The sequence below is a fragment of the Phyllobacterium sophorae genome (assembly GCF_003010965.1).
Taxonomy (GTDB): Bacteria; Pseudomonadota; Alphaproteobacteria; order Rhizobiales; family Rhizobiaceae; genus Phyllobacterium; species Phyllobacterium sophorae.
Map to the genome: position 1 here is coordinate 16,316 of NZ_PGGM01000020.1, position 23,593 is coordinate 39,908.

At 56.5% G+C, this 23,593-nt stretch carries 17 protein-coding genes and 2 tRNA genes; 12 read left to right on the forward strand and 7 right to left on the reverse strand.

All coding sequences use genetic code 11. The features are described 5' to 3' along the window. Positions 1-6: 6 nt before the first annotated feature. Entirely contained in the window at positions 7-1,272 is a 1,266-nt protein-coding gene (locus CU103_RS28585) for a polysaccharide pyruvyl transferase family protein (protein ID WP_106667432.1), read from the reverse strand. Positions 1,273-1,597: 325 nt separating this feature from the next. On the opposite strand from CU103_RS28585, the gene CU103_RS28590 reads away from it, so the two are divergent. The 7 genes from CU103_RS28590 (at position 1,598) to CU103_RS28620 (ending at position 9,745) form a co-directional block, all read left to right on the forward strand. Beyond that, the gene (locus CU103_RS28590) at positions 1,598-3,079 is read left to right on the forward strand and encodes an oligosaccharide flippase family protein (protein ID WP_106667433.1); all 1,482 of its coding nucleotides are present in this window, start codon (positions 1,598-1,600) and stop codon (positions 3,077-3,079) included. Between the two features lie 30 nt (positions 3,080-3,109). Next, complete coding sequence (locus CU103_RS28595) at positions 3,110-4,090, forward strand: glycosyltransferase family 2 protein (protein ID WP_106667434.1); 981 nt, start codon at positions 3,110-3,112, stop codon at positions 4,088-4,090. 241 nt (positions 4,091-4,331) lie between these two features. Then, complete coding sequence (locus CU103_RS28600; RefSeq protein ID WP_146147888.1) at positions 4,332-4,676, forward strand: hypothetical protein; 345 nt, start codon at positions 4,332-4,334, stop codon at positions 4,674-4,676. Between the two features lie 4 nt (positions 4,677-4,680). After that, positions 4,681-5,796, forward strand: a complete 1,116-nt coding sequence (locus CU103_RS28605; protein WP_106667501.1) for an NAD(P)/FAD-dependent oxidoreductase — start codon at positions 4,681-4,683, stop codon at positions 5,794-5,796. Between the two features lie 75 nt (positions 5,797-5,871). Then, on the forward strand, positions 5,872-7,146 hold the full coding sequence (locus CU103_RS28610) for a hypothetical protein (RefSeq protein ID WP_146147889.1): 1,275 nt from the start codon (positions 5,872-5,874) through the stop codon (positions 7,144-7,146). Positions 7,147-7,368: 222 nt separating this feature from the next. After that, a complete protein-coding gene (locus tag CU103_RS28615; protein ID WP_106667437.1) occupies positions 7,369-8,049 on the forward strand; it encodes a class I SAM-dependent methyltransferase in 681 nt (226 codons plus the stop codon). Positions 8,050-8,098: 49 nt separating this feature from the next. Then, positions 8,099-9,745, forward strand: coding sequence for a GMC oxidoreductase (locus tag CU103_RS28620; protein ID WP_162707229.1), 1,647 nt, complete (start codon positions 8,099-8,101; stop codon positions 9,743-9,745). 4 nt (positions 9,746-9,749) lie between these two features. Here CU103_RS28620 and CU103_RS28625 read toward each other — a convergent pair whose 3' ends face one another. Both CU103_RS28625 and CU103_RS28630 read right to left on the reverse strand, forming a co-directional pair. Beyond that, complete coding sequence (locus CU103_RS28625) at positions 9,750-10,565, reverse strand: aldo/keto reductase (protein ID WP_162707228.1); 816 nt, start codon at positions 10,563-10,565, stop codon at positions 9,750-9,752. A gap of 146 nt (positions 10,566-10,711) precedes the next feature. Further along, positions 10,712-10,785, reverse strand: a tRNA-Gln gene (locus CU103_RS28630). A 362-nt stretch (positions 10,786-11,147) separates the two neighbouring features. Here CU103_RS28630 and CU103_RS28635 point away from each other — a divergent pair. From CU103_RS28635 to CU103_RS28645, 3 genes are all read left to right on the forward strand, one after another. After that, a complete protein-coding gene (locus CU103_RS28635) occupies positions 11,148-12,062 on the forward strand; it encodes a glycosyltransferase family 2 protein (protein ID WP_245449055.1) in 915 nt (304 codons plus the stop codon). A gap of 133 nt (positions 12,063-12,195) precedes the next feature. Further along, on the forward strand, positions 12,196-13,608 hold the full coding sequence (locus CU103_RS28640) for a phosphomannomutase (protein WP_106667440.1): 1,413 nt from the start codon (positions 12,196-12,198) through the stop codon (positions 13,606-13,608). 272 nt (positions 13,609-13,880) lie between these two features. Beyond that, complete coding sequence (locus CU103_RS28645; RefSeq protein ID WP_106667441.1) at positions 13,881-15,074, forward strand: succinylglutamate desuccinylase/aspartoacylase family protein; 1,194 nt, start codon at positions 13,881-13,883, stop codon at positions 15,072-15,074. Positions 15,075-15,262: 188 nt separating this feature from the next. Here CU103_RS28645 and CU103_RS28650 read toward each other — a convergent pair. The 4 genes from CU103_RS28650 to hglS all read right to left on the reverse strand — a co-directional run bounded on the left by CU103_RS28650 (position 15,263) and on the right by hglS (position 21,124). Then, positions 15,263-15,339: transfer RNA gene (locus CU103_RS28650), tRNA-Arg, on the reverse strand. Between the two features lie 107 nt (positions 15,340-15,446). Continuing rightward, positions 15,447-17,861, reverse strand: a complete 2,415-nt coding sequence (locus tag CU103_RS28655) for a bifunctional diguanylate cyclase/phosphodiesterase (RefSeq protein WP_106667442.1) — start codon at positions 17,859-17,861, stop codon at positions 15,447-15,449. 245 nt (positions 17,862-18,106) lie between these two features. Then, positions 18,107-19,618 carry an L-piperidine-6-carboxylate dehydrogenase gene (gene amaB / locus CU103_RS28660; RefSeq protein WP_106667443.1) on the reverse strand — a complete coding sequence of 504 codons (1,512 nt, stop codon included), beginning with the start codon at positions 19,616-19,618 and terminating at the stop codon, positions 18,107-18,109. A 99-nt stretch (positions 19,619-19,717) separates the two neighbouring features. Then, complete coding sequence (gene hglS / locus CU103_RS28665) at positions 19,718-21,124, reverse strand: 2-oxoadipate dioxygenase/decarboxylase HglS (protein WP_106667444.1); 1,407 nt, start codon at positions 21,122-21,124, stop codon at positions 19,718-19,720. A gap of 124 nt (positions 21,125-21,248) precedes the next feature. Between hglS and CU103_RS28670 the strand changes: the two genes are divergently transcribed. Both CU103_RS28670 and CU103_RS28675 read left to right on the forward strand, forming a co-directional pair. Continuing rightward, on the forward strand, positions 21,249-22,175 hold the full coding sequence (locus CU103_RS28670) for a LysR family transcriptional regulator (protein ID WP_106667445.1): 927 nt from the start codon (positions 21,249-21,251) through the stop codon (positions 22,173-22,175). Between the two features lie 109 nt (positions 22,176-22,284). Beyond that, positions 22,285-23,568, forward strand: coding sequence for an NAD(P)/FAD-dependent oxidoreductase (locus tag CU103_RS28675; protein ID WP_106667446.1), 1,284 nt, complete (start codon positions 22,285-22,287; stop codon positions 23,566-23,568). The last annotated feature ends 25 nt before the right edge of the window (positions 23,569-23,593 follow it).

The window sequence follows — 23,593 nt, forward strand, 5'->3', positions numbered from 1 at the left end:
AAGCCATCAACCAATAGGCCTATCGGAATGAGGGGTGCCGTCAGCCGGAAGCGGACACAGGGGCAGTGCCACTGCAGAATTTCGATCGAACAAAAACTCAAGGAGGCAATCCTCTTGGGTCGAAAGCCGCCTCGCAAATTCCTCATCCCACCCCAAAATCTGGTTGCGCAGATTCAATCGTTGATCGAGAACTCTATTGAACTGCTGCTTGAGCAGGTCCAGATCGAATGTTTCTATGGACTGGCAGTAATCATCAAGATTCATGTCCACCATGAGTGAGCGATTTTTTACAGAATATTCCAGTGAGATCGCCGGGCGGCCGAGTTTCAAGGCACTTACAAGGTTGTGGTAGCGGCTGACGACGACAAGATCGGTCTTTACGATTTCAGTCATGAGTTCCCGCAAAGTGTGCGTCCTCACAGCTGCTACTTGATCGTAGACGTTCCGATTCGTTGACTTTATCCGTTCAATGAAATCCTGGATCGCTGACCAGTCGCCCTCATCTCCCGTAAGGAGCCGAACGCGAAATCCATTGTCCAGCAGCCAAGCAACAAAGGCATTCAACTTGTCCAAATAATGCCGGTAGATATTCTCGCGGTTTGTATTGCCTCTCGACCAGCCAAAGTAGGACATGACGCCTACACCAACGCTGATGGCCGCATCGCCGTCTGGCGGAGGCGATGCCGGACTTGCCAAGTTGAAGACAATGTCAGGATAGATGTTGTCTCGGTCGACGTTGACACCAATACTCTGCATGAACTGCTTCGACGCGAGATCCCTATAGGACCTGTAGGTTGCAAACTGTGCCGCCTTTTTCATGAAGAACCGGCTGAGCCTGTTTCGTATGGGCCCAGCACCGATGCAAACAAAGACGATCTTCTTGCGCAAGAGCCAGGCGATGAGGCACCACTTGAAAACCGTGAACGGCCACCCGAATGGGCTGTCCTGAAAATCATCCAGGAAACCGGTTCCCGGTACGATGATGACGTCAAGCTTACGGGTCTCCTGAATTGCGTACCAGATACCAAAAAGGCGCGAGGGTACGCGAAACAGCATACGGTTGATGGTGTTACCGATTGATTGTTCATCGAGCTCGGGAGACATTCGCTTCGCGGCAATGCCATACATCTGTTCAACGCGAGCTGGATTTGCGCAGATACATACAAGATGCGTATCGGAGCCGCGACGGCGCAGGAAAGCGATCATCGATTCAAGCGATGCGTCGTTTCCGCTATTGCCGCCACCAAAGAGCCCGAAGAGCCCAATTCTCATGCTGTGCCCTCCGGATTCTTAACGAAGAATCGATGGTTCTCTCAAAGCAACATGCTTTTCTGCTCCCATAATGTGCTTTTAAACTGCTGAGGGACATATATTCTTTCGGATGATTTATGATGTAGCGCGCACTCGCCACCCGATACGTGTCGCCGTCTATGGGAGCCCGATTGTGCTTGGAGCGGAGCCTTATGTATGTCGGCGCGTATTGGAACGCTTCGCGCATTACGCCGCTTGACTGTGCTCCTACGCCCAATAGCTGCATTTCCTTGCAGTACAGATGTTATAGCTTTGTAGTTACGTTGCCGAAGGAGGGCACGGAACTATGAAACACGTTCGTCGTGCCGTTCTGATGGCCACTATCGGGCAATACATCAGCATCATCGTCAGCCTTGTCCTCATTGCAGTAATGTCCCGGTTGATGACGCCGGCCGAGATCGGTCTGTCGGTTATCGGGTTGAGTGTAACGACCATGGTTTTCTCACTGCGAGAGTTCGTTACCTCGGATTTCCTCATCCAGCTCGAAACAGTCGAACGCCAGGACGTTTGTACCGCACGAACAGTAATGCTTTGTTTCACGTCGTTTCTGGGATTGGTGCTTTTGCTGGCGTCGCCAACGCTAGCCAGGTTCTACGACAACGAAACACTTAAACTGTTCCTTTCGTTGACGATTGCGGCAGCCGTTATTGAGAGTCTGGCGGCGCCAAACCTGTCACTTATTCGTCGCGACATGGAATTCGGTACGGTTACGCTGATCGATACGGTGCGCATTCTTGTGAATGCACTGGCGACCGTAGGCTTTGCCGTATTCGATCGGGGCGTCATGAGCTTTGCGATAGGTGCGCTCGTCTCGAGCATTGCGGCAACCGGGCTCGCATTAATGTCGCGCCGGTTGTGGTGGAGTTTTATTCCGTCTTTCAAGTCGATTCAGGCATTAACACAATTCGGGCGGTACAGGGGTGCGACAAGCGTTGTCGATCGCTTCTATGATGCCTTGCCAATGGTTATGCTCGGCAGCCTCATGTCTTCAGCTGCCGTGGGTCAATATAATCGCGGGGTCACGATTTCCAATCTTCCCGACAGATTGGTTCTTTCGTCGGTTTTTTCCGTGGCGTTTCCGGCATTGGCGGCGGGCGTGCGAGACAAGGTGGACATAAAGAAATCCTATTTGCGCGCGCTTAGCTTCATTACAGTGGTCTATTGGCCAGCTCTTCTGATGGTTTCGATTATCGCTGACCCCATCGTCCATGTCGTCCTTGGAAACGGGTGGAATGACGTTATTCCAATTGCGCGGTTGCTGACGCTTTCTTCCATCTTCTTTTTCCCGGTTGTCCTGACTTACCCATTGCTGATTGCGCTGAATGCCAATCGATCGGCATTTGCTTTTAACATGCTGTCCCGGGTCGCTTCGGCGGTAATTCTCTTCATTGCTGCCTTTTTTGGCGTCTTTGCCATTGTTGCAAGCCAGTTCATCAGTCTGCCGCTGCAGATGGTATTGTGCTTCATCTTTGTTCGCCGGTACGTCAAGTTCGCATGGTGGGATTTATGCAAAGCGATCTTACCCAGTGCATATGTCAGCCTTGCAACCATTGCAGGCCCGTTGACAGTAGCAGTTTGTCTAGGTTTTCGCTTCGACTTCACCCTCGCGCAAACCGCGCTGGTTTGCTTCCTCGCCATCGTGGGCTGGCTGATAGGTTTAAAGGGAACACAGCATCCATTTCTTGAAGAGATTAGCAGCGTCTTCATGGAAAGCGCCGGAGATATTCGAGCTTGGCGTCCATATTTCCTGAGAAGCGTTCAGCGGTGAGCCGGTTGCGATCGAGGAAAGGATAGTTCAATGGCGCGCGTGGACATCGCGATACCAAACTACAACTACGGCCGGTTTCTGCGCCATTGCGTCGCAAGCGTGCAGAACCAGGACATCGACGGCATGCGGATTCTCATCATCGACAATGCCTCAACCGATGACAGTGTCGAAATTGCCCGTGAGATCGCAGCCGCGGACTCTCGAGTTGAACTTCTTCTCCGCCCGAAAAATCTCGGCCCTCACGCATCGTTCAATGCAGCAATCGACTGGGCGCAATCTGATTATTTTACGATACTGTGCTCAGACGACTATCTGCCGGCCGGTTCGCTGCGCGCTGCCCTCTCATCGCTCGACCGGCATCCCGACGCGAACCTGGTGTTTGGCCACACGGTCTTCGTCCAGGGCGAAGAAGCGCCAACTCTCCCGAGCGGGTTGACAGGGGCTGAACAATATATGGCCGGCGACGCGTTTCTGCGCTGTTTCTGCAGTACCGGGCGCAGCCCAATCGATGGTCCGATGGCGGTGGTGAGAACGGAAGCGCAAAAGCGGCTTGGTTACTACAGACCGGATCTGCCACACACGGACGACATGGAGATGTGGATGAGGTTTGGAGCGATTGGAGCTGTCGTCAGGCTTGACGGTGTCCAATCGATCGTCCGCATTCATGGAGCCAATCAATCGGCCGTGCTGAAGAATGTGCACCATTGGAACATTGAATCGCAGGCGGCATTTGAAGCATTCTTCGAAGCTTACGGGGCGTCCTTGCGTGACGCGGATGAATTGCTCCGCAAAGCCAGGCGAAGTTTGAGTGACCGCGCCTATTGGTGCGCTGTTTCGCATCTGTTGCGTGGTGACCCGGGCGTGCGTGATTTGATCGGCTACGCAGTCCGGCTTCATCCGATGAGCGCTATACTTCCACCGTTAGGCTACCTTTGGCGCCGGCCTGACGCCATTAGCCGCCTCAGGTCGCTTGTCGGCATGGCCCGGGTTGATCCGGCACAATCTGCCTGAGGCCCGCCGCGCGACCTGTTCCAGCCAGCGATGCAAACTGGCTGTTCATTCTGGAAGCAAGTTTTTGATTCTGCGCACGATTGTTGGACGATACATCAGCCTCCCTCTTCTGGGGCAGTAGTACCCAACTGATGTTATCGGATATGGGAGACGCGCCGGTCTCATTAGTTTGGCGGCTAGGTTTCCCGCTTTGGTAGTAGTCCAGTATACATGAAGCTAATTATCATTCGAACGAATATCAGTGCTTAATATAGCCAAGGATGGCGATACTATGTGGACCGGAACGCCGATGATCGACGACGAACAAATACGGATTGAACTTATGGCCACACAATTCTGGCTGCGCGCGCTCTTCATGCATGTGGCGACCGGCACGCCGCCCAGTTCGTTTTCCGTCCAGGAGTATCTCACTGAACTCAAGAACTCGGCACCGCAGGACAGCGGGAGCGGCCTGTCCCCGGCAGATTGGGACACGGAGCATTTGCTTCACTATCCATGTTATGAGCGAGTAGGGTTGCAGATCATGGAAACGCTTCAAAGCCTGGAGCGGAAGCTGGCACCTTTCGCTACGCATGGAAGGCACTGAAAAATTGGAGCGTGTGGACTGTCTTATTGCAGGTGGTGGCGTCATCGGCTTGGCGATCGCCCGTGAGTTCTCACTGAGGGGCATCGAAACGCTCATCGTCGAAGCGGCCGAAACCTTCGGCACCGGCATAAGTTCCCGCAACTCCGAAGTGATCCACGCTGGGATATACTATCCGAAAGGGAGCCTGAAAGCACGGCTGTGCGTTGAGGGCAGGGATGCGCTCTACGCCTTTGCCGAGAGCCATGGCATCGCGCATTCGAGATGCGGCAAGTTGATCGTTGCAACCAATGATAGCCAGATCGGAACCCTAGGCACCATCGCCGCCCGCGCGAGTGCCAATGGTATCGATAATCTTCAACTTCTGTCGGAACTTGAGGCGAAGAGACGGGAGCCTGAGCTTACTTGCACTGCAGCTCTTTTTTCCCCGGCTACCGGCATCATTGACAGTCACGGGCTCATGCTTGCGCTCCTCGGCGATGCAGAAAGTCATGGGGCTGCAATAGCCTATCGTACGAGAGTCGCCGGTGGTGAAGTCAACGAAGATGGTTTTCGGGTTGAAACAATTGAAGGCGATAGCGCGCAACTGTTCGAGATACAGGCATCAATTTTCATCAATGCCTGCGGTCTTGAAGCGCCTGCCCTGGGGTCCGCCATCGCGGGGCTGCCGGATAGGTTTATCCCGCGCAGGCGTTACGCCAAGGGCAATTATTTTGCCGCTGCGGGAAAGTCCCCATTTACGCACCTTGTTTACCCGGTCCCGGAAGAGGGAGGGCTGGGGGTCCACCTCACACTTGATCTTGCCGGCCGGATGCGTTTTGGCCCTGACGTCGAATGGGTGGAGGATATCGAATACTCTGTCGATCCGCTGCGCGCATTGCGGTTCTATGACGAAATACGAAAATATTGGCCCGACCTGCCGGATGGTGCGTTGCAGCCCGCATATTGCGGCATTCGTCCCAAACTCATGATCGGCGGCGAGCCCGCCGCAGATTTCGTCATCGAGGGTCCGTCAGCCCATGGGATCGGAGGCCTGGTCAACCTTTTCGGTATCGAAAGCCCCGGCCTGACATCCTGCCTCGCCATCGCAAAGCATGTGGCGGATCTCGTGCGACCCAAGTGACGCGGGTGCGTTACGCCTTTTAGCCAGATTGCTTTTATCCCTGCCCTCCTGTTGACTTGGTATATAGAGTTTAGAGTGGCACTCATCATGGTCTGGTTATTAATCTGGTTACTGACGATACTTAGTTTCACGATGTTAATTCACGGGTTACTTGTACCCGGCCGATTCTATCACTACCCCTTCTTTGCCGCTGGTATTTTCATCAGCTTTATCCTGCCGCAATTGCCAGGATTGGCCAACAGCCGCTTCGTCCAGGACGAGGCGCTGGTCAAGACGCTGGTGTTCTCCTGTCTCTGTCTTGCAATGTGTGGCGTGGGGTGGAGCGTAGGAACGCGGCCGAAGATCGTCAAAGACATCATGTTCAGTGAGGATCGCCTCTTGAAGGCGGCCGCGGTCCTCTCTTTGGTCGGTGCATACTTTTTCTACAAGTTTGGACACCTTCCTGATGAATTGCGCTTGCGCGGCCAATTGTCCGGCCTGCCGGTGGCCTATCTCTTCTTTGCCAAGTTACTTACATACGGCCTCGCATTGGCGCTGATTTGCTATGCGCGGCGCGGTTCGAGAATAGCGCTCCTCATCATAATATTCGACGCAACGTTCTATCTCGAGAGAATTGTAATCGCCGGCCGTCGCGCGGAAACCGCTGAATTCTGTTTGCTGATCGCACTCGCCTTCTGGTTTCAAAGACGCTGGGCCGTCCCCCGTATTGCTGTTGTAGGGGGGCTCGTACTCAGTGTCGTCGGGATGTTGGGGGCCGGAGAGTACCGGGCGGCGACCTATTATGGCGAAACGCGCGACTGGAGCGCAGTGGTGAACATCGATCTTGAGAAAAACTGGAATCGGATGCTGAAGGAAGGCGGTGACGAGGTACACAACGCAGTGAGCTCGATTCAGTTCCTCGATGAAAGCCACCAATTCAATTACGGAATAGAGCACTGGAACGATCTGGTCTTCACCTTTGTGCCCGCACAACTCGTGGGCCAAGATATCAAGAGTGCCCTGATTATTCCGCCGTTAAACTCAATTCACAGCAAGTATTACACTCCTGGCGTCGGAGAAACGTCCACCGGCATGGCCGATGCTTTTTCCTCATTCTGGTATTTTGGCTGCGTAAAGTTCTTCTTGGTGGCGTTCGCCATGGGCCGGTTCTATTCAAACGCCATAAAAGGGAACACGCTATTCCAGATCGTTTATATGTTATCGGCGGTGCCCTCCATCCTCGTTATCACTCATTTTACCAACGAGATCGTCATTGCCTGGGTGCATATGGCTGCGTTCCTCGTCCCCGCGCTCTATTATGCAAGAGCGCGAAACTATCCCGTGGGCAATGCAGCTTTCAGCACGGCATGACCGCCAGACGCAGTGCCGTTCGAGCGATAGAATCGCTAACGTCTTGTTGAGGCAGGCGCGCCGGCAATCAAAATTGCCGGCCTAGTCCGATCGTTGTGTATCTACATCCCTTGAGTGACCAACTAGCCCAGATAGGTGGCTCGCGCTCAATGCGGCTACTCTCTACTATCTCCACCGGAAAGATTTTTTGAAATCGATGCAGCTAAAGGGGGTAGCGACGCGATGGGCGAGACCGCAGGTGAATTTCCGGAAGCCAGGAATGCCCACTATAATGAGCATTACTTTTCTTTTATCAATGACTCCTCAATATACTCCTCGGTGATAGACCGATTCAAATTTGAAAATGAAGTCAGGCCGACCGACAAGCTGATCGACTTTGGCTGTGGCGGTGGTTACATGCTCTCAGCCTTGCAGGCGGCGGAGAAAATTGGCGTTGAGGTCAATGAGGTCGCAGCCGACGCTGCACGTAAAAGCGGGCTCACGATCGTCCCCGCTCTTGAAGAAGTCGAGGATGATTGGGCCGACGTCATCATTTCCCATCACGCGCTCGAGCATGTGGACGATCCACTTGCAGTGATCCGGCTCATGCGGGCCAAGGTAAAGCCCGGTGGCAAGATCGTCATCGTTACTCCCGATGAGTCCTTCAAAATGCGCTACCGCGAAAATGATCCCAATTTCCATCTCTTTACGTGGTCGCCGAGTAACCTCGGCAATTTACTTAAGAGAGCCGGATTTGTCGGTATTCGCTCTGATGCCGTTCACCATCGTTGGCCACCCTACTGGTGGATCATCGGTGGTGTTCTGGGTCCGAAGCTCATGCACTACGCGTGCGTTGTTCATGGGCGTCTGCGTACAGGGATCAGCCAAGTCAAGGCGGTCGGCTACAGGCCTAACGCGATGTAACAAAGGAACCATCGATCCAGGATCGGGCGGGTTGGGAAGAGTGGTGCTGATGTTCGTCGACAACGTCAATGACATTTTTGACAAAATACACCACATCTGTGTTGTCGGATCGGGGCCGGTTGGCCTCGTTACCGCGCTTGAACTTGCAAGTCTTGGCCAAGCCGTGACATTGCTTGAATCGGGCCTGCTGGGACCCGATGCCAATATTCAAGCTCTTTCCGAGGCTTTCCTCGTGGATCCTCAACGCAACAGGGACATGGCCCTGGCAGTTCAAAGAAGTTTTGGCGGCACGTCGAACCTCTGGGGCGCCGGTTGTGTCCCCCTTGATCCGGTCGATTTCGCTCGCCGGCCGATCACCGCGGACGCGGCATGGCCACTCTCCTACGAGGAATTCGCGGCACATCTCAAGACGGCCTGCCAATATGCCAATTGCGGGACGAGCTTCGAAGAGCCGGTTACAGGGATTGGCACGGCCGATGACAGGTTTAGCGCCCATACGCTAATCCGCTATGCCCAGCCGCCAAGCTTCGGCAAGGCCTATCGAAGCACAATCGCCAAATCACCGTTAATTACCGCTTGTCTCGGTGCGAGCGTCACGGGCCTGTGTTTTGCGGAGGGTGGGGGGCTTGCGGGTGTCGAGGTGCGCTCTGCGGGTGGTGGAAGTGGTGTGTTGCGAGCTCGTATTTTCGTGCTTGCGTGCGGCGGTGTGGAAACCACGCGCCTCCTCCTCGCCGCGCAGGCCGAATCGCCTGCCCGTTTTGGGGGAGAAGGCGGACCGCTTGGACGATACTATATGGGACATCTTTCAGGTGATATCGCCGACATTCGTCTCAACCACGCCGGTCTCGACAAGGGTTTCGACTTTTTTCGCGCGCCTGACGGCGCCTATGGCCGCAGGCGCCTGACAGCGAGCGGTGCGTTTCAGACAAAAGAGAATCTCACAAATATCTCGTTCTGGCCCAAACTTCCGGCCATGTCCGACCCCAGCCATCGCGATCCCATACTGTCACTTGCATATCTCGCACTTTCCTTCCCGCCGCTGGGGCGCGCGCTGATGAGTGAATCGTTGAGGCGCATCAATGTGGGGGAAGGGACGGATAGACTTGCTCATATGCTCAATGTATTGCGCGGCATCCCAGCTATCACGCGGTTCCTCCCGGCGTTTGTTCATCGAAGGATGTTGTCCAAGCGGCGTTTGCCCGGACTGCATATGTGCAACGGTGCACGTCGGTATCCCTTGCATTACCACGCGGAGCACCTGCCCAACGCCAATTCGCGCGTCTACCTCTCCAAGGATCGCGATGCGCTGGGTCTGCGAAAAGTAGCTCTTGACCTGCGTTTCAGCAGCGCGGATGCGCAGGCGGTCGTCAGGACGCATCAGCACCTCGGCGACTGGCTAAAAGGTACTGGTCTGGGCGAATTGATCTGGCACGATACTCCCGCCCAGACCGAGGCAAAGGTTTTGGAGTTCGCCGGTGACGGAGTGCACCAAATCGGAACGGCGCGAATGGCGGCAAGTGCGAGGGAAGGCGTGGTTGACAGAAACTGCCGTGTATTCGGTTGCGATAACCTTTTTCTTGCCGGCAGCGCAGTCTTTCCTACCTCGGGTCAGGCAAATCCAACATTGAGTGCAATTGCACTCGCGGTCCGTCTCGCCCGGCAAATTGCGGTTGAGGCAGCCACGCACACAGCCTAGACGTTCAAATAAAGATCCCTTCGGCGGCGCGGCCGAGCCGAGCTATCTCCGAACTACGGTTGCTCGCAAGAATCGGCATGGTTTCAGGGTAACTTTGGGAAAACCACCGCAGAACGTTCCCGTAATCAAGACGATCACGCGCTTCGCCATGTCTGGAAAGATATCTGATCAAGCCAAAAGATGAAGTAGGAACGCCTGCCGGTATCGCTTGCACAAGTGATGCTGATTGGTCCGAAAGCTCGAACTGGACAATATCTCCGAGGAATCCCTGTTGGCTATTGCTCAAGAGCTGCTCCGTGCGAGCGGAGACGCCATAGAATCTAACTTTGCCGTCCTGTTTTAATCGGTCGAGCGTTTCGATCACCAGAGGCAGTTTATCGAAGTCTGCCCTATCTCGAGGTTCATGAAAAAACAGGAAATCGATGTAGTCTGTTCGCAACCTCCTAAGCGAATTTTCAACACCGGTAACTGCGGCAGCGGGTGAAAAATCCCGCTGTGCGTATTCACAGCCGTAGGTTCGTGAAAATGATTTCCGCAACGCCTTCGTGATAAAATAAAGCGACGTGTTGCGCGCGCCGAGGTCTGACGTGTTGATACCGAATTTGGTCGCAAGCGTTACCGAGTGTCGCTTCCCTTCCAGAATGCGACCCGCTTCTGCTTCGCATAGGCCATCGCCATAGGCGGCCGCGAGGTCAAAGTGAGCGAAACCCGCATCAAGCGCCCCAAGGACAATCTCCGTCCGTGTCGAGCGGGAAATGACGTGGTGCAGCTTGCCTAATCCAAAACCAATCCGGCGCCTGCAAAGGTTCGCTTGGTCCATTGCCATTTTTACCTGAGTTGGCAGGGACTTCCGATCTTGTCACCATTGATGATCCACGCAAAGCTATCCGATCGGATGAGCCAGAGTCGACCTCGGGCGGCATGTCCCACGCGATCTGGCTATCGAAAAATTTGGAGCAGAAAGTTTGGCTGGGGAACCTGGATTCGAACCAGGACTAACGGAGTCAGAGTCCGTGGGTCTACCGTTAACCTATTCCCCAACAGCCGCCCGCGAGGGACGGCGGTAATGGCCGGTGCGGGTCGTCATATAGTTGAATTCTTCCAGGAAGCAAACCCCTGATCGCATGTTTTTGGCAATTGTTTCGTATTTCGCCGGGGGAGTGGAGTGCGTGCCCGCGGCCCAAATCTGGACGCCTGCTCGAACAGTCCAAGAACGCCTTCGTAAACGAGTGGTCTTCCTCGTGACGCTTCCAGCTTGCGTTCATTCGGTGGCTTTGGCCAGCGGGGTCACTTTTGAGCTATTTATGACTAAAAAAAACTGTATTCCGGTAGGATAGCCCACGCGCTAAATGATTCCTCAGTAAGGATTTTGACCCAATTGCCTCAAGACCAATCACGCGCAGTGGTATCAGTCCTCCTTGCTACCTATAATGGTGCAGCATTCCTCAGCGAACAACTGGCTTCGATCGAGAGCCAAACCTACCCTGCCATTGATATCTGGGTGTCGGACGATGGTTCAACCGACGCAACGCTCGAACTGCTTGATTCCTGGCGGCAGAAATGGGCGAAGGGCAGGTTCACGGTCCTTCCAGGTCCACAGAAGGGCTATGCCGAGAATTTCCGTTCCCTGATCGTCAACCCTGACATTATTTCAGCCTATTATGCGTTCTCGGACCAGGACGATCTCTGGGAGCCGGAAAAAATAGCAACATCCGTGGGGTGGATAGAGCATAATTCACCGGCAGGACCGGCCCTGTTCTGCTCGCGCACGCTTGCAGTGACCGACGAAGGAAGTGTAATCGGTCCATCGCCTCTCTTCACACGTACGCCCAGCTTTAAGAATGCGCTTGCCCAGAGTCTCGCGGGCGGCAACACCATGCTTTATAATCGCGCAGCGCACGAAATTCTGGCGGAGGCTTCACGTCGATCGGACTTTGTCAGCCATGATTGGTGGATATATCTGATCGTTTCGGGGGCAGGCGGGACAGTACACTACTCGCCAGAAATGCTGGTTCATTATCGCCAGCACGTGAACAACCAGATCGGCTCCAATCTTGGAATGCTGGCACGCATAAGAAGACTGCGCCTGCTTTTTAAAGGCCGCTTCGTGGAATGGACCGACCTCAACATGAAAGGACTGTCCAGGAATCGAGACCTTTTAACGCGCGAGGCCCGTGAAGCCTGTGACCTGTTTAACGGAGTTAGAAAGGCCAGTCTTTTCCGTCGTCTCTATTATTTGTTCCGGTCAGGGGTTTACCGGCAAACAATGTTCGGTCAGCTGGGATTGTATATGGCAGCTCTTCTGCGCAAGATTTAAAGTGCGGCAGAGGGAATTTCTCGCACGGCATGGCTGCGATTGTCAGTTGGAGTATCAAAATCGCCGAAGACTGCATATAATGCGGTTACGATCCTCACGCGCGCGTGCCGCGGTATTTCCAGAATGTTGAGCCATGAGTAGTCTGAAATTTGGAACGAGCGGCCTGCGTGGGCTGGTTGTCGAGCTCTCCGATACAGTTTGCGGAGCGTATACCCGGGCTTTTCTGACGCATATGCACAGGCAGCACGCAATGCCCGGCGATGGAACAATCCTTGTCGGTTATGACCTTCGATCGAGTAGTCCGCAGATGGCCGCGGCCTGCATTGCAGCGGCGCAGGGTTTCGGTATGACGGTCGAAAATTGCGGACCCCTACCGACGCCTGCACTCGCGTTTCGGGCACTTGCCCTGAAGGTTCCGGCGATCATGGTAACCGGAAGTCATATTCCCGCCGATCGCAACGGTCTCAAGTTTTACCGGCCCGACGGCGAAATCGACAAAGCTGATGAAGCAGGCATTCTGTCGGGTCTCGAATTTGATGCGGCAACGCCGCTTTCCGGCAATGAGTCGCCGATCTCGCACAGTGCTTTGCAAGATTATGCCCAACGCTGCCGCTCGGTTCTCGGGCCCAACACCTTGGCCGGCAAGCGGATCGGTGTCTATCAGCACAGCTCCGTTGCACGCGATCTGCTCGTCGACATTCTGCAGACAGCCGGAGCTGATGTTGTCGCGCTCGGGCGCTCGGATATTTTCGTGCCGGTCGATACCGAAGCATTGCGTCCGGAAGACATAGCGTTTGCGGAGTCAGAAACCCGCGAACACGGCCTCGACGCGCTTGTCTCCACGGATGGGGATGCGGACCGGCCTCTTGTCGCGGACGACAGGGGTACTTTTCTGCGTGGAGACAGTGTTGGGCTGTTGACGGCTCAATTCCTTGGCGCGGACGCAGTGGTCACACCAGTCACCTCCAACACGGCAATCGAGCTGTCGGGATTGTTCAAGAGGGTTTATCGAACCCGCGTCGGTTCGCCCTATGTCATTGAAGGGATGGAACAGGCCGCGAAAGACGGTTATCAGCGCATCGTTGGTTTCGAAGCCAATGGCGGTGTCCTGCTTGGCTCCGGCGTCATCCTCGACGGCCGCCGGCTGGACGCTCTCCCGACACGGGACGCGATGCTGCCGATTTTGAGCATTCTTGGCATGGCGGCGATGAAGAGTTTCAACGTGGCTGAGCTTCTCAATGGATTGCCTTCACGCTTCACGCGCAGCGGCCGCATAGAACATGTGCCGTCGAGCGCGAGCGGCCCGTTTCTACAAGGTCTTCTCGACGCAGTCCGGCGACAAGGCTATTTTGCCGAGATCGGGATCATCAAGCAAAGTGATGCTATCGACGGCATACGGGTTGTTCTTTCGAGCGGAGAAGTGATCCATTACAGGGCATCCGGCAATGCGCCAGAACTGCGCTGCTACGCCGAGGCGTCGTCAGCTTCCCGCGCCGACGAGCTCCTTGAATGGGCACTGGAACGCGCATCGAATGCACTGAACTAGGGAACAGCCTTATTGTGGAGGTGGCGCCGGACGAGATGAAACTGCGAACTCGCATGTGATAGTTATGTCTGTCGATCTCCAGTCTGCTTTGCACCATCTCCGGACTGCCGAACGGCGATGCAAGATCGCAAGGCCCGACATAGCTCCGTAGAAATCTTGCAACTTTGCGAGGTTAGGAACATGGTTGTGGCCCAAGTCGCACGGCATTTCCTGCGATCCATGTGCATTCCGCAGTTCTAACGTAGCTCTTCAAATCACAAAGGACCTCCGTCATGCCGGATAACCTTAAGGAAGGCCTCGATCGCCGCGATTTCATAATCGCATCCATAGCTACGGTCGGCGCGTCGGCGGCCCTCGCCGTCAACGCTGATCCGGCGAATGCCCAGGACGCAGCGGCGCCCTCTGCCCATCCAACATCAGGAACGGTCTACACCGGCGATGTTATCCAGGGGAAAAAGGTCGTCAGCGCGCTTGATGTCAACGATCTGGAGCCGGGCCAGAAGCACTTCCTGTATTTTCAGGGTGTGCAGATGCCCACGGGGAAGCACTGGTATGTGTCTGTGATTGTCGCCAAGGGGGCAAGGCCGGGCAAGCGCGTCATTCTGGTCAGTGGCGTGCATGGCGACGAGATGAGTTCAGTGCATACGGTGCAGACCGTGATGAATCAGCTCGATCCGGCGGAGATGTCCGGCACTGTGATGGCGGTCACGGACGTGTCCGGCCCGGCCATCGAGGCCATGCAGCGCAGATGGCCCAATTCGGGCAGGGGCCCCGATCTCGTCGACATGAACCGGGTGTGGCCCGGAAACGAGAACGGTGCCACCCCAACCAGCCGGCACGCCGGGCTGCTGTTCAACCGGCTCCTCCGGCCCAACGCCGACATCGCGATAGACTTCCACACCGGGACAACCGGTTTCGAGGTCTCCGCATTCAATATTGCCAGCATGGATGTGCCCGAGATCAAGGCGATCGTGGATCTTTATCCCGTCAGGCAGATTTTCGACAATCACACCTATCCCAGCGTCCTGCATAATGCGTTCATCGAGGCGGGCATCCCGTCCTTTTGCCCGGAGGTCGGTGCTGCGCGCGTCCTCGACCTCGAAATGATCGCCCAGTTCGTGGAAGGCACAATGAACGTTCTCAAGCATCACGGCATCCTTGCCGGCCCCATGGGACGCACTGGCAAGGACGCGGGTGTCTTTGTCGGCAACAGCGCATTTCCGATTCTGGCAACGGAGGGCGGGTTCGTCGAACATCTGGTCAAGCTCAACGACAAGGTCGAAGCCGGACAGAAGGTAGCCCTCCAGCGCAACAGCTTCGGCGAAGTGGTTGCGGAGTACACCAGTGGCGTGGCCGGAGAGGTGGCGGGCCTGCGCAGCGACGTAATGTCCGAGCCCGGCAACCCCTTGGCATTTATCCTTTTCAACAAGGCGGCACCCGAGGGCGTTGAGTCTTATCCCGAGTAGTCCGCCGCCATATCGGCGAACTTCCAGAAGCCTTCTTTCGATCGGCACAACAGCCTAACGTCTGCGACCGGGTCTTGCAGGCACGCGGAAAGCCCGGTCTCACCACAGCTGCCATGGCTGGACCCGAACGTTCTCTTGGGCAAAACAGCAGACGCCGGTCCCCGGCATTGTTCTTCAACGTGAAGGTTTGGCGCACCCGACAGGATTCGAACCTGTGACCTCTGCCTTCGGAGGGCAGCACTCTATCCAGCTGAGCTACGGGTGCATAAATACGATGCGGTGGTTTGCATGCGTGCAGCGTTTCTAACCGATGCGGGGCAAGGCTTCAATGGCGAATTTCACTCTGCGGCAAGGAAGCTGTGGGTCAAGCTCTCAGCTTCGAAGGCGATGGCCGGCAGATCCACGCTTGAAGGGAACGACCTCGCCTCCGATCTGGCCCCGATCGTGTATGAGATGACGGAAGCTTTCCATGGGGGCTGGCTCCCCGAGATAGAATCCTTGTCCGGCGGTGCATAATTCGCCTGCCAGGAATTTGAGTTCGTCCGGCGTTTCGATGCCCTCGGCAAGAACGGGCAAGCCCAGGCCGCGCCCAAGTCCGAGGACAGCTTTCACGATGGCTGCCGCCTGTTCGTTCTTGTCGACCGACTTGATGAAGGATCGATCGATCTTGATCATGTCGAACGGAAACGCCCGGACATTAGACAGCGATGAATAGCCCGTACCGAAATCGTCCATGGCAATGCGCACGCCGAGCGATTTTAACTGACGCAATGTAACAAGCGCCCTGTTGGTATCCTTGATCAGGGAGGTCTCGGTGATTTCAAGTTCCAGCCGATGCGGCTGGAGGCCCGTCTGCAACAGGGCGTTGTGCACCCTCTGTGGAAAATCATGACTGTAAAGCTGCACCGCAGAAACATTTACCGCCACCGTCAGCGGTCTCTCCCAGCTCGCTGCCTCCTGGCAGGCCACGAAGAGCGCCCACTCACCCAATTGAAGGATAACGCCGCTCTCTTCGGCAATCGGAATGAATGTTGTTGGCGGAACATCGCCCAGCCGCGGATTTTGCCAACGCATCAGCGCTTCGAACCCCGTGATGATGCCCGTATCGATTTGCATTTGCGGCTGATAGACCATTCGAATTTCTGTGCGCGCAAGGGCGAGGCGAAGCTCTTGCTCGATCAGCCTGCGCTCCTTGGCTTCGAGGCCCATATTTGCTTCGAAGAAACGGTAGGTATTCCGTCCTTCGGCCTTGGCGCGGTAAAGCGCCTGGTCCGCATGGTTGAGCAAAGTTTCGCGGTCATTGCCGTCGAGGGGAAAGATTGCGATGCCAATGCTGGTCGATATCATCAGGCCGGTTTGTGTGTTCTCGCTTTCCGCCTGTAGTGCATCGAGAATGCTGTCCGCGAGCCGGCTCGCCGCCGTTGGGGTGACGACACCAGGAACGATGATGGCAAACTCGTCACCGCCCAGCCGCGCAAGCATGTCGGTCTGCCCGAGGAGCTGGCTGATGGTCTTGGCAACGCGCTGCAGGATTTCGTCACCTGCCGCATGACCGAAAAGGTCGTTGGTTTCCTTGAAACGATCAAGGTCAAGGCAAAGCAGGGCGACGAAATTTTCGCAGTTGATATCGGTCGCTGCGATCTGCTGGTCAAGCCGCGCGTTGAAGCTTCGGCGGTTGGGCAGAGCGGTCAGGGCGTCATGATGGGCAAGATAACTGATATGCGCCTCAGCCTCCTTGCGGGAGCGCAGATCGCGCACGGCGATGGCCCGATGCCGCTTTTCACCGAAATCGATGGTCCGCGCAATCAGTTCGACCGGGACCGGTGCGTGCGACGTAACCAGGTTCGCCTCGATTGACTCGTGTTGATCGCCCATCAGCCGGGACAGAAGGTTCGGATCCGCCAGGAATGTTTCGATCGACTTTCCAACCAGCGAGCGATGGGCGATGCCTACAAGTGCAGCAAAACTGTCATTCGCAGTAACGATGGTTTCGCCGTCGCAGATCACAAGACCTTCGACTGCTGCATTGACGAGCTTGCGCATACGCTCGATTTCACGAGCGTGGCGACGGCCGCGCATGTCGATACCGATACCCAGAAGACTGGCGACGAGGATCACAATAGTGCCGACAGCAACCGCCACGGCCAGAAGCTGAGAAGGAATGGCCCCTGCCGAAACCGTTATCGATGCATCGGGTGTTATCGAGACCGCGCCCATGGCGATGAAGTGATGGCTGCAAATCGCGAGGGCAAGCAGGACGGTTGCCGCAATTCTGTTTGCCATGCCGCCTTTCGACAGCGCCACGCTAGCCGCGGCGGCACCAAAGACAATACCGAGGGCAATCGCCACAACAACGAATGCCGGATTCCACGCAATGTGCCCCTCGATCTCGAAGGCTGCCATGCCGGTGAAATGCATAAACACGATCCCTGCACCGATAATCGCTCCCCCCGCGAGATCCGCATTGGGACGTTCGCTGGTCACGGCATGGAGGGCGCCCAGGCCGGTCATGGCTATCGCGATCAGGAGGGAGGCCGCGGTCAGCGTGGCATTGTAGCCATTGGGCAGATTGGGAGAAAAAGCGAGCATCGCAATGAAATGCGTCGCCCATATGCCGCAGCCGAAGGCGACAGCCACAACCCCCACCCAGAATTGCTTATGGATGGAACGGCGCGCGTGACGAAGCAGATTGGCGGCTGCATAGGATGCAAAGATGCAGACTGTTGCTGCAAGAAGAACAAGTCGGAGATCGTGCTCGTTGACGATACAATTGTATACAGTCAGCATTCGAGTCCCCCATAGCCCGCCTCTAACGTCAAGAATGCTATTTCTTTGCGTATTAAGGCGAGATTAAGGGAGTTTTTATTAGTGCAGCTGGATGGAAACGAAGTAAATAAAGAGAATATGACTCATTATTGAAGGTTTGTACGAAATCAATAGAGAAGGATACAAAAGTTCACGCGAGCCAATATTAATAAGCAGGTGCCGTTCCCGCTGGACTTGACGGGAACGGCATTGGAATATTCCGACGGTCACTCGATGTCGAAAGAAACACCCTGCGCGAGCGGAAGTGCCGAGGAGTAATTCACCGTATTGGTGGCGCGACGCATATAGGCCTTCCACGCATCGGAGCCGGATTCGCGTCCGCCACCGGTTTCCTTCTCGCCGCCAAAGGCGCCGCCGATTTCCGCGCCGGACGTGCCGATATTGACATTGGCTATGCCGCAATCCGAACCGTCCGGGCTGAGGAAGCGCTCCGCCTCCTGCAGGTTAAGTGTGAAGATCGAAGACGAGAGACCCGCGCCGACGGCATTGTGATCGGCAATCGCCTTGTCGAAATCGCTGTACTTCATGACATAGAGGATAGGCGCGAAGGTTTCTTCCGTCACCGGACCGTCCTGCTTCGGCATTTCAACGAGGGCAGGGCGGACATAATAGGCGTTGTCATGACCGGTATCGACGCGGGCGCCGCCGGTCACCTTGCCGCCGTGGTCACGGGCCGCAGCCAAGGCGTTCTGCATATTATCAAAGGCAGCCCTGTCGATGAGCGGACCGACCAGCGCCGGCGTCTCCAGCGGACTACCGACCGTGACGCTCTCATAGGCCTTCTTCAGGCGTGGAACCAGCGTGTCATAGACGCTCTCGTGCACGAAGAGACGGCGGAGCGTCGTGCAGCGCTGGCCAGCGGTACCCATGGCACCGAAGGCAATGGCACGCAGTGCCATATCTAGGTCGGCAGAAGGGCAGACGATGCCTGCATTGTTGCCGCCGAGCTCAAGGATCGAACGGGCGAAACGCTTGGCGAGACGCGGCCCGACCTCACGGCCCATGCGGGTCGAGCCGGTTGCCGAAACGAGCGCAACCTCAGGATGATCGACGAGAGCTTCACCCACTGTGCGATCACCCATCAGAACTTGAGCGAGACCGGCGGGAACTTCACCGAAACGGGCTGCGGCGCGGTCAAAGATGGCCTGGCAGGCAAGGGCGGTCAGCGGGGTCTTTTCCGATGGTTTCCAGACAACGGCATTGCCGCAGACGAGGGCCAGCGCCGTGTTCCACGACCAGACGGCAACCGGGAAATTGAAGGCGGAAATAACGCCAACGACACCGAGCGGATGCCAGGTCTCCATCATGCGATGGCCGGGGCGTTCGGTTGCAATGGTGAGGCCGTAGAGCTGGCGTGACAGGCCGACGGCGAAATCGCAGATATCGATCATCTCTTGCACTTCGCCAAGACCTTCGGACGCAATCTTCCCGGCTTCGATCGAGACGAGGCGGCCGAGTTCGCTCTTCAGCCCCCGCAGTTCCTCGCCGAACAGACGCACCAGCTCGCCGCGCTTCGGCGCGGGAACCAGGCGCCACTCGCGGAACGCGCCGGCCGCTTTTTCGATGGCTTTTGCCGTATCATCAGCGGAATGCACGGCTATGTCGGCGATTTTCTCGCCGCTCACGGGGCTGAATGAAGGCATTGTTCCGCCCGTATGGGCTGCTTCGTTCACACCCAGCTTGGAAAGGAGTGCTTTAACTTCTTGAGCAATGGTCATCTTGCTTCCCTTTGTGCTTGCCTGTTTGGCCAAATGGCCCAAGGCCTGATCGTTGACCGGTTTTTATCAGCCGGTACGGATTTTTGATACAGCCGCGCTTCAGCTTGCGAGCGCGACGGGTTTGAAATGCTGCCGGCAGCGTTCGATCGAGGCTTTTTGCAGGCCTTCATAATGCGCGAATTCATCGAGCACCGGCGTGCCGAGATCGGCTTCGAATTCCCGCTGGCTGGGGCTGGCGGTGAACTTCTGACTGTCATTGTCGCCAAGATTGGATTGAAAAATACCAGCGGCGCTGACAGGAAGAAAGTCCTCATAGACGATCGGGTCAAAGCGGACAGCCCCGAGGGCTATAAGGGCCTCGATATCGTAAGCGTCGCGGGCTGAGAGACCCGCCTGCGGGAAATGTTCAACTGCCGTGTAACGGAAATAGCCGAGACCTTGCCGGCGGATGCTGTCCCAGTCATCCGGAAAGGTTTTGAAGGCGTCAGTGAGCGCTGCGATGTAGGCATCGGCATTGGACCCGTCCGGGGCAGGGCGGACCACATTGCGCGATTCGGCCAGGAGCCGGTCATAGAGCGCCCGGCCCTTGGGTGTGAGGGCAACGCCGCGCTGCTCGATCTCGCCGAAGCGGGCCGTGTGCGAGCCGGTTTCCCACTCGCCTTGAGCATTGCGGAACGACACGGTTTCTTCCAGGGCCTTGAACGATGTCTGGCGCAGGAGGATAGGGCATGCGCGCGTGGGCGGACCCTCGATCACGGCCTTCGGTGAAATCCCGTAGGCAGGCATCTGATGCTGCACGGCATCGATGTCGAGCGTGCGCGGTGTCAGGTGGTTGATATGCGGTCCCTTGAACGATACGACGTCGGCGATCAGCCGGTGTGCGTCGTGCAGCCGGCGATATAGATCGCCGCTGACGCTTGCCTGATCATGCCAGCGGAATGTCGCGAGAATTTCCTTCACGAAAAGTGCGGCGTCATCCAGTTCCAGCCCGCCCTGGGTCTCCGCCTTTTCGACCAGGGAAATTGCCTTGGGCGAAAATATCTGCCGCGCCTGGAGCGTCTTGCGCGCTTCTTCGCGCAATTGGGTGTCGGCAATCAGATCAAGCCGCAACAGCGAGGTGAAGACGCGGAATGGATTGATCTTCAGCGCTGCGTCACCCACAGGACGGAAAGCGGTGGAGTGTACCGGAACGCCGGCCTCACTCAGATCGTAATAACCGACCGGATACATGCCCATGACCGCAAAGACCCGGCGCAGCATGGCGAGTTCGGCGGGAGTGCCGACACGGATAGCGCCGTGGCGCTCTTCCGAAATGCGGTCCAAGGTATCGGTCTGCTCAAGCCGGTGCCGTAGTTCCGGCTGGGCGGCGAGGGTCTGCGCATTCACCTTGGCGACCAGCGACAGAAGCGTTCCGTAAGCGGGGACCTCGGTCCGGTACATGGACGACATGGCTGCCGAAAATGACGCCCGGATCACGTCTGTCGAGATAAACGTAGCTGCGTTCATTGAGTAATATTCCGATTTGTTATTGCGACAGAAAATTTTTATCCTGTCATGCTCAATCTGGATTATAGATGGGGAACCAGCCTGCGGATTGCGATGATTCATACTGGGTTGATGCGAGACAAGAATGAAGTTGAGCCGGCGTTTGATACCCGACATCGATATCCTGCAGACGTTCGAGTGTGCTGCACGCCATGGCAGTTTCACCCAGGCGGCGAAGGAGCTCAATCTGACCCAGAGCGCTGTAAGCCGTCAGATGAGCGAACTCGAAAGCCAGATTGGGGTGCTGCTGTTTGAGCGCGTTCGGCAACGAGTAGTATTGTCCGGCGCGGGACAGAAATTCCTTCCCGAAGTGCGCCGGTTGCTCGGTCTTACCGAAGAGACCATGCTGCGCGCCATGGCGGCATCGCAATCCGCATCCTCGCTGAGCATCGCCACCTTGCCAACCTTTGGCAGCCGCTGGCTGATGCCAAGGCTCCCTGATTTTCTGCGCCGCCACCCGGAAATGGCACTGAGCGTCGCGTCGCGGTCGCGACCTTTCGATTTCGAGGAGGAGCCCTTCGATCTGGCCATTCATTACGGCCAGCCGGTATGGGCGCACGCGACATGCACTTATCTCTGCAGCGAATTGATCGTGCCGGTCGGGAGCCCGGATCTTTGCGCGGCAAATCCGGTCGGGACACCCGGTGAACTGGCAAACTCTGCGCCTCTTCTCCATCTTTCAACGCGGCCCAAGGCGTGGGCCACCTGGTTCGAGACAGTACAGGCGGATATCGTCAGTCCCTACAAGGGGCATCGCTTCGAACATTTTTCGATGGTGATCGAGGCAGCACTGGCCGGGCTCGGCTTTGCCTTGCTGCCGCGCTATCTGATCGAGCAGGAGCTCGCATCGGGGCGGTTGCTGGTGCTCTTTGACCAGCCGCTGCAGACCGAGAACAGCTATTATCTCGTTGTGCCAGACCATAAGAAGGAAAATCCCTTGGCACAGAGTTTCTTTAGCTGGATTGCCGATCAGGTCACTGACCGGCAGGCGGTCCCGCCAGTCATTCGCTAACGGCATCATGTCTTCGAGGAATTTCATTTCCGTTGGCAAAATCGCGCCCTATAACGACAATTGACTTGATGCGCCGGTTGCTGCCGGTCCGACCCACGACGGTGATCCCATGCTGAATGATGAACGTTCCCACGGCCTATGGGAAAAGACGGCGCCGCCCGCTCCGAAGACGGGGCGATTGCAGGGCGATATCTCCGTCGATGTTGCGGTCATTGGCGCTGGCTACACCGGATTGTCGGCGGCTCTGCATTTGGCTGAGGCTGGAACAAAGGTCGCAGTCGTCGATGCGGTCGAGATCGGATTTGGCGGTTCTGGCCGCAATGTCGGTCTTGTCAACGCCGGTATGTGGGTCATGCCCGATGATCTGCCGGGTGTCCTGGGACAGGTTCACGGGGAACGTCTTCTGGAACTGCTCGGCAATGCACCCCAGTCGGTGTTCAGCCTTGTCGACAGGCACAAGATCGATTGCGAACTTGAACGCAACGGCACCTTGCATTGCGCGGTTGGCATAGACGGAGTCAAACAACTCGAACAAAGGGCCGAGCAATGGCTTGCGCGCGGGGCAGCAGTGCGTCTCCTCGACGCGAAAGAAACGGCGGCCAAGGTCGGTTCCACTGCTTTTGCCGCGTCGCTGCTCGACAGCCGGGCAGGGACGATCCAGCCGCTGGGTTATGTCCGCGGGCTGGCAAAGGCGGCCCTTGGCGCCGGTGCTGCCATCCATACCGGAACGCCAGTGACCACGACGGAACGCTCAGGCACTCGCTGGATCGTTCGCACGCCGGCGGGTTCGGTATCAGCTGACTGGGTGGTGGTTGCCACCAATGCCTACACGACGTCGCCCTGGCCGGAACTGCGATCGGAACTCTTGCATCTGCCCTATTTCAATTTCGCCACGGCCCCGCTGCCTGAAGACGTCAGAAACACGATCCTGCCGGAACGTCAGGGTGGCTGGGATACGAAAGAAATCCTGAGTTCCTTCCGCATGGACAAGGCGGGGCGGCTGGTTTTCGGCAGCGTAGGCGCTTTGCGCGGTACCGGCATGGCCGTTCACAAGGCCTGGGCGGCACGATCCATTCGCAAGCTGTTCCCGCAGATCAAGGATGTGTCATTCGAAGCAGGCTGGTATGGCCAGATCGGCATGACCAGCGACAGCCTTCCACGCTTCCACACACTGGCACAGAAGATCATCAGCTTCAGTGGGTACAATGGCCGCGGTATCGCACCGGGTACGGTGTTCGGCCGTATCCTTGCGGAGCAAATCGTTGGCAAGATCACCGACGCCGATTTGCCGCTTCCGGTGACCCAACCAAAGGAACAAGGCTTGCGGGCTCTCCGCGAAGGCTATTACGAAGTTGGCGCGCAACTGGCGCATCTGGTCGGGAACAGGTTTTGAGATGTAGCGTTAACCCGACATTCGC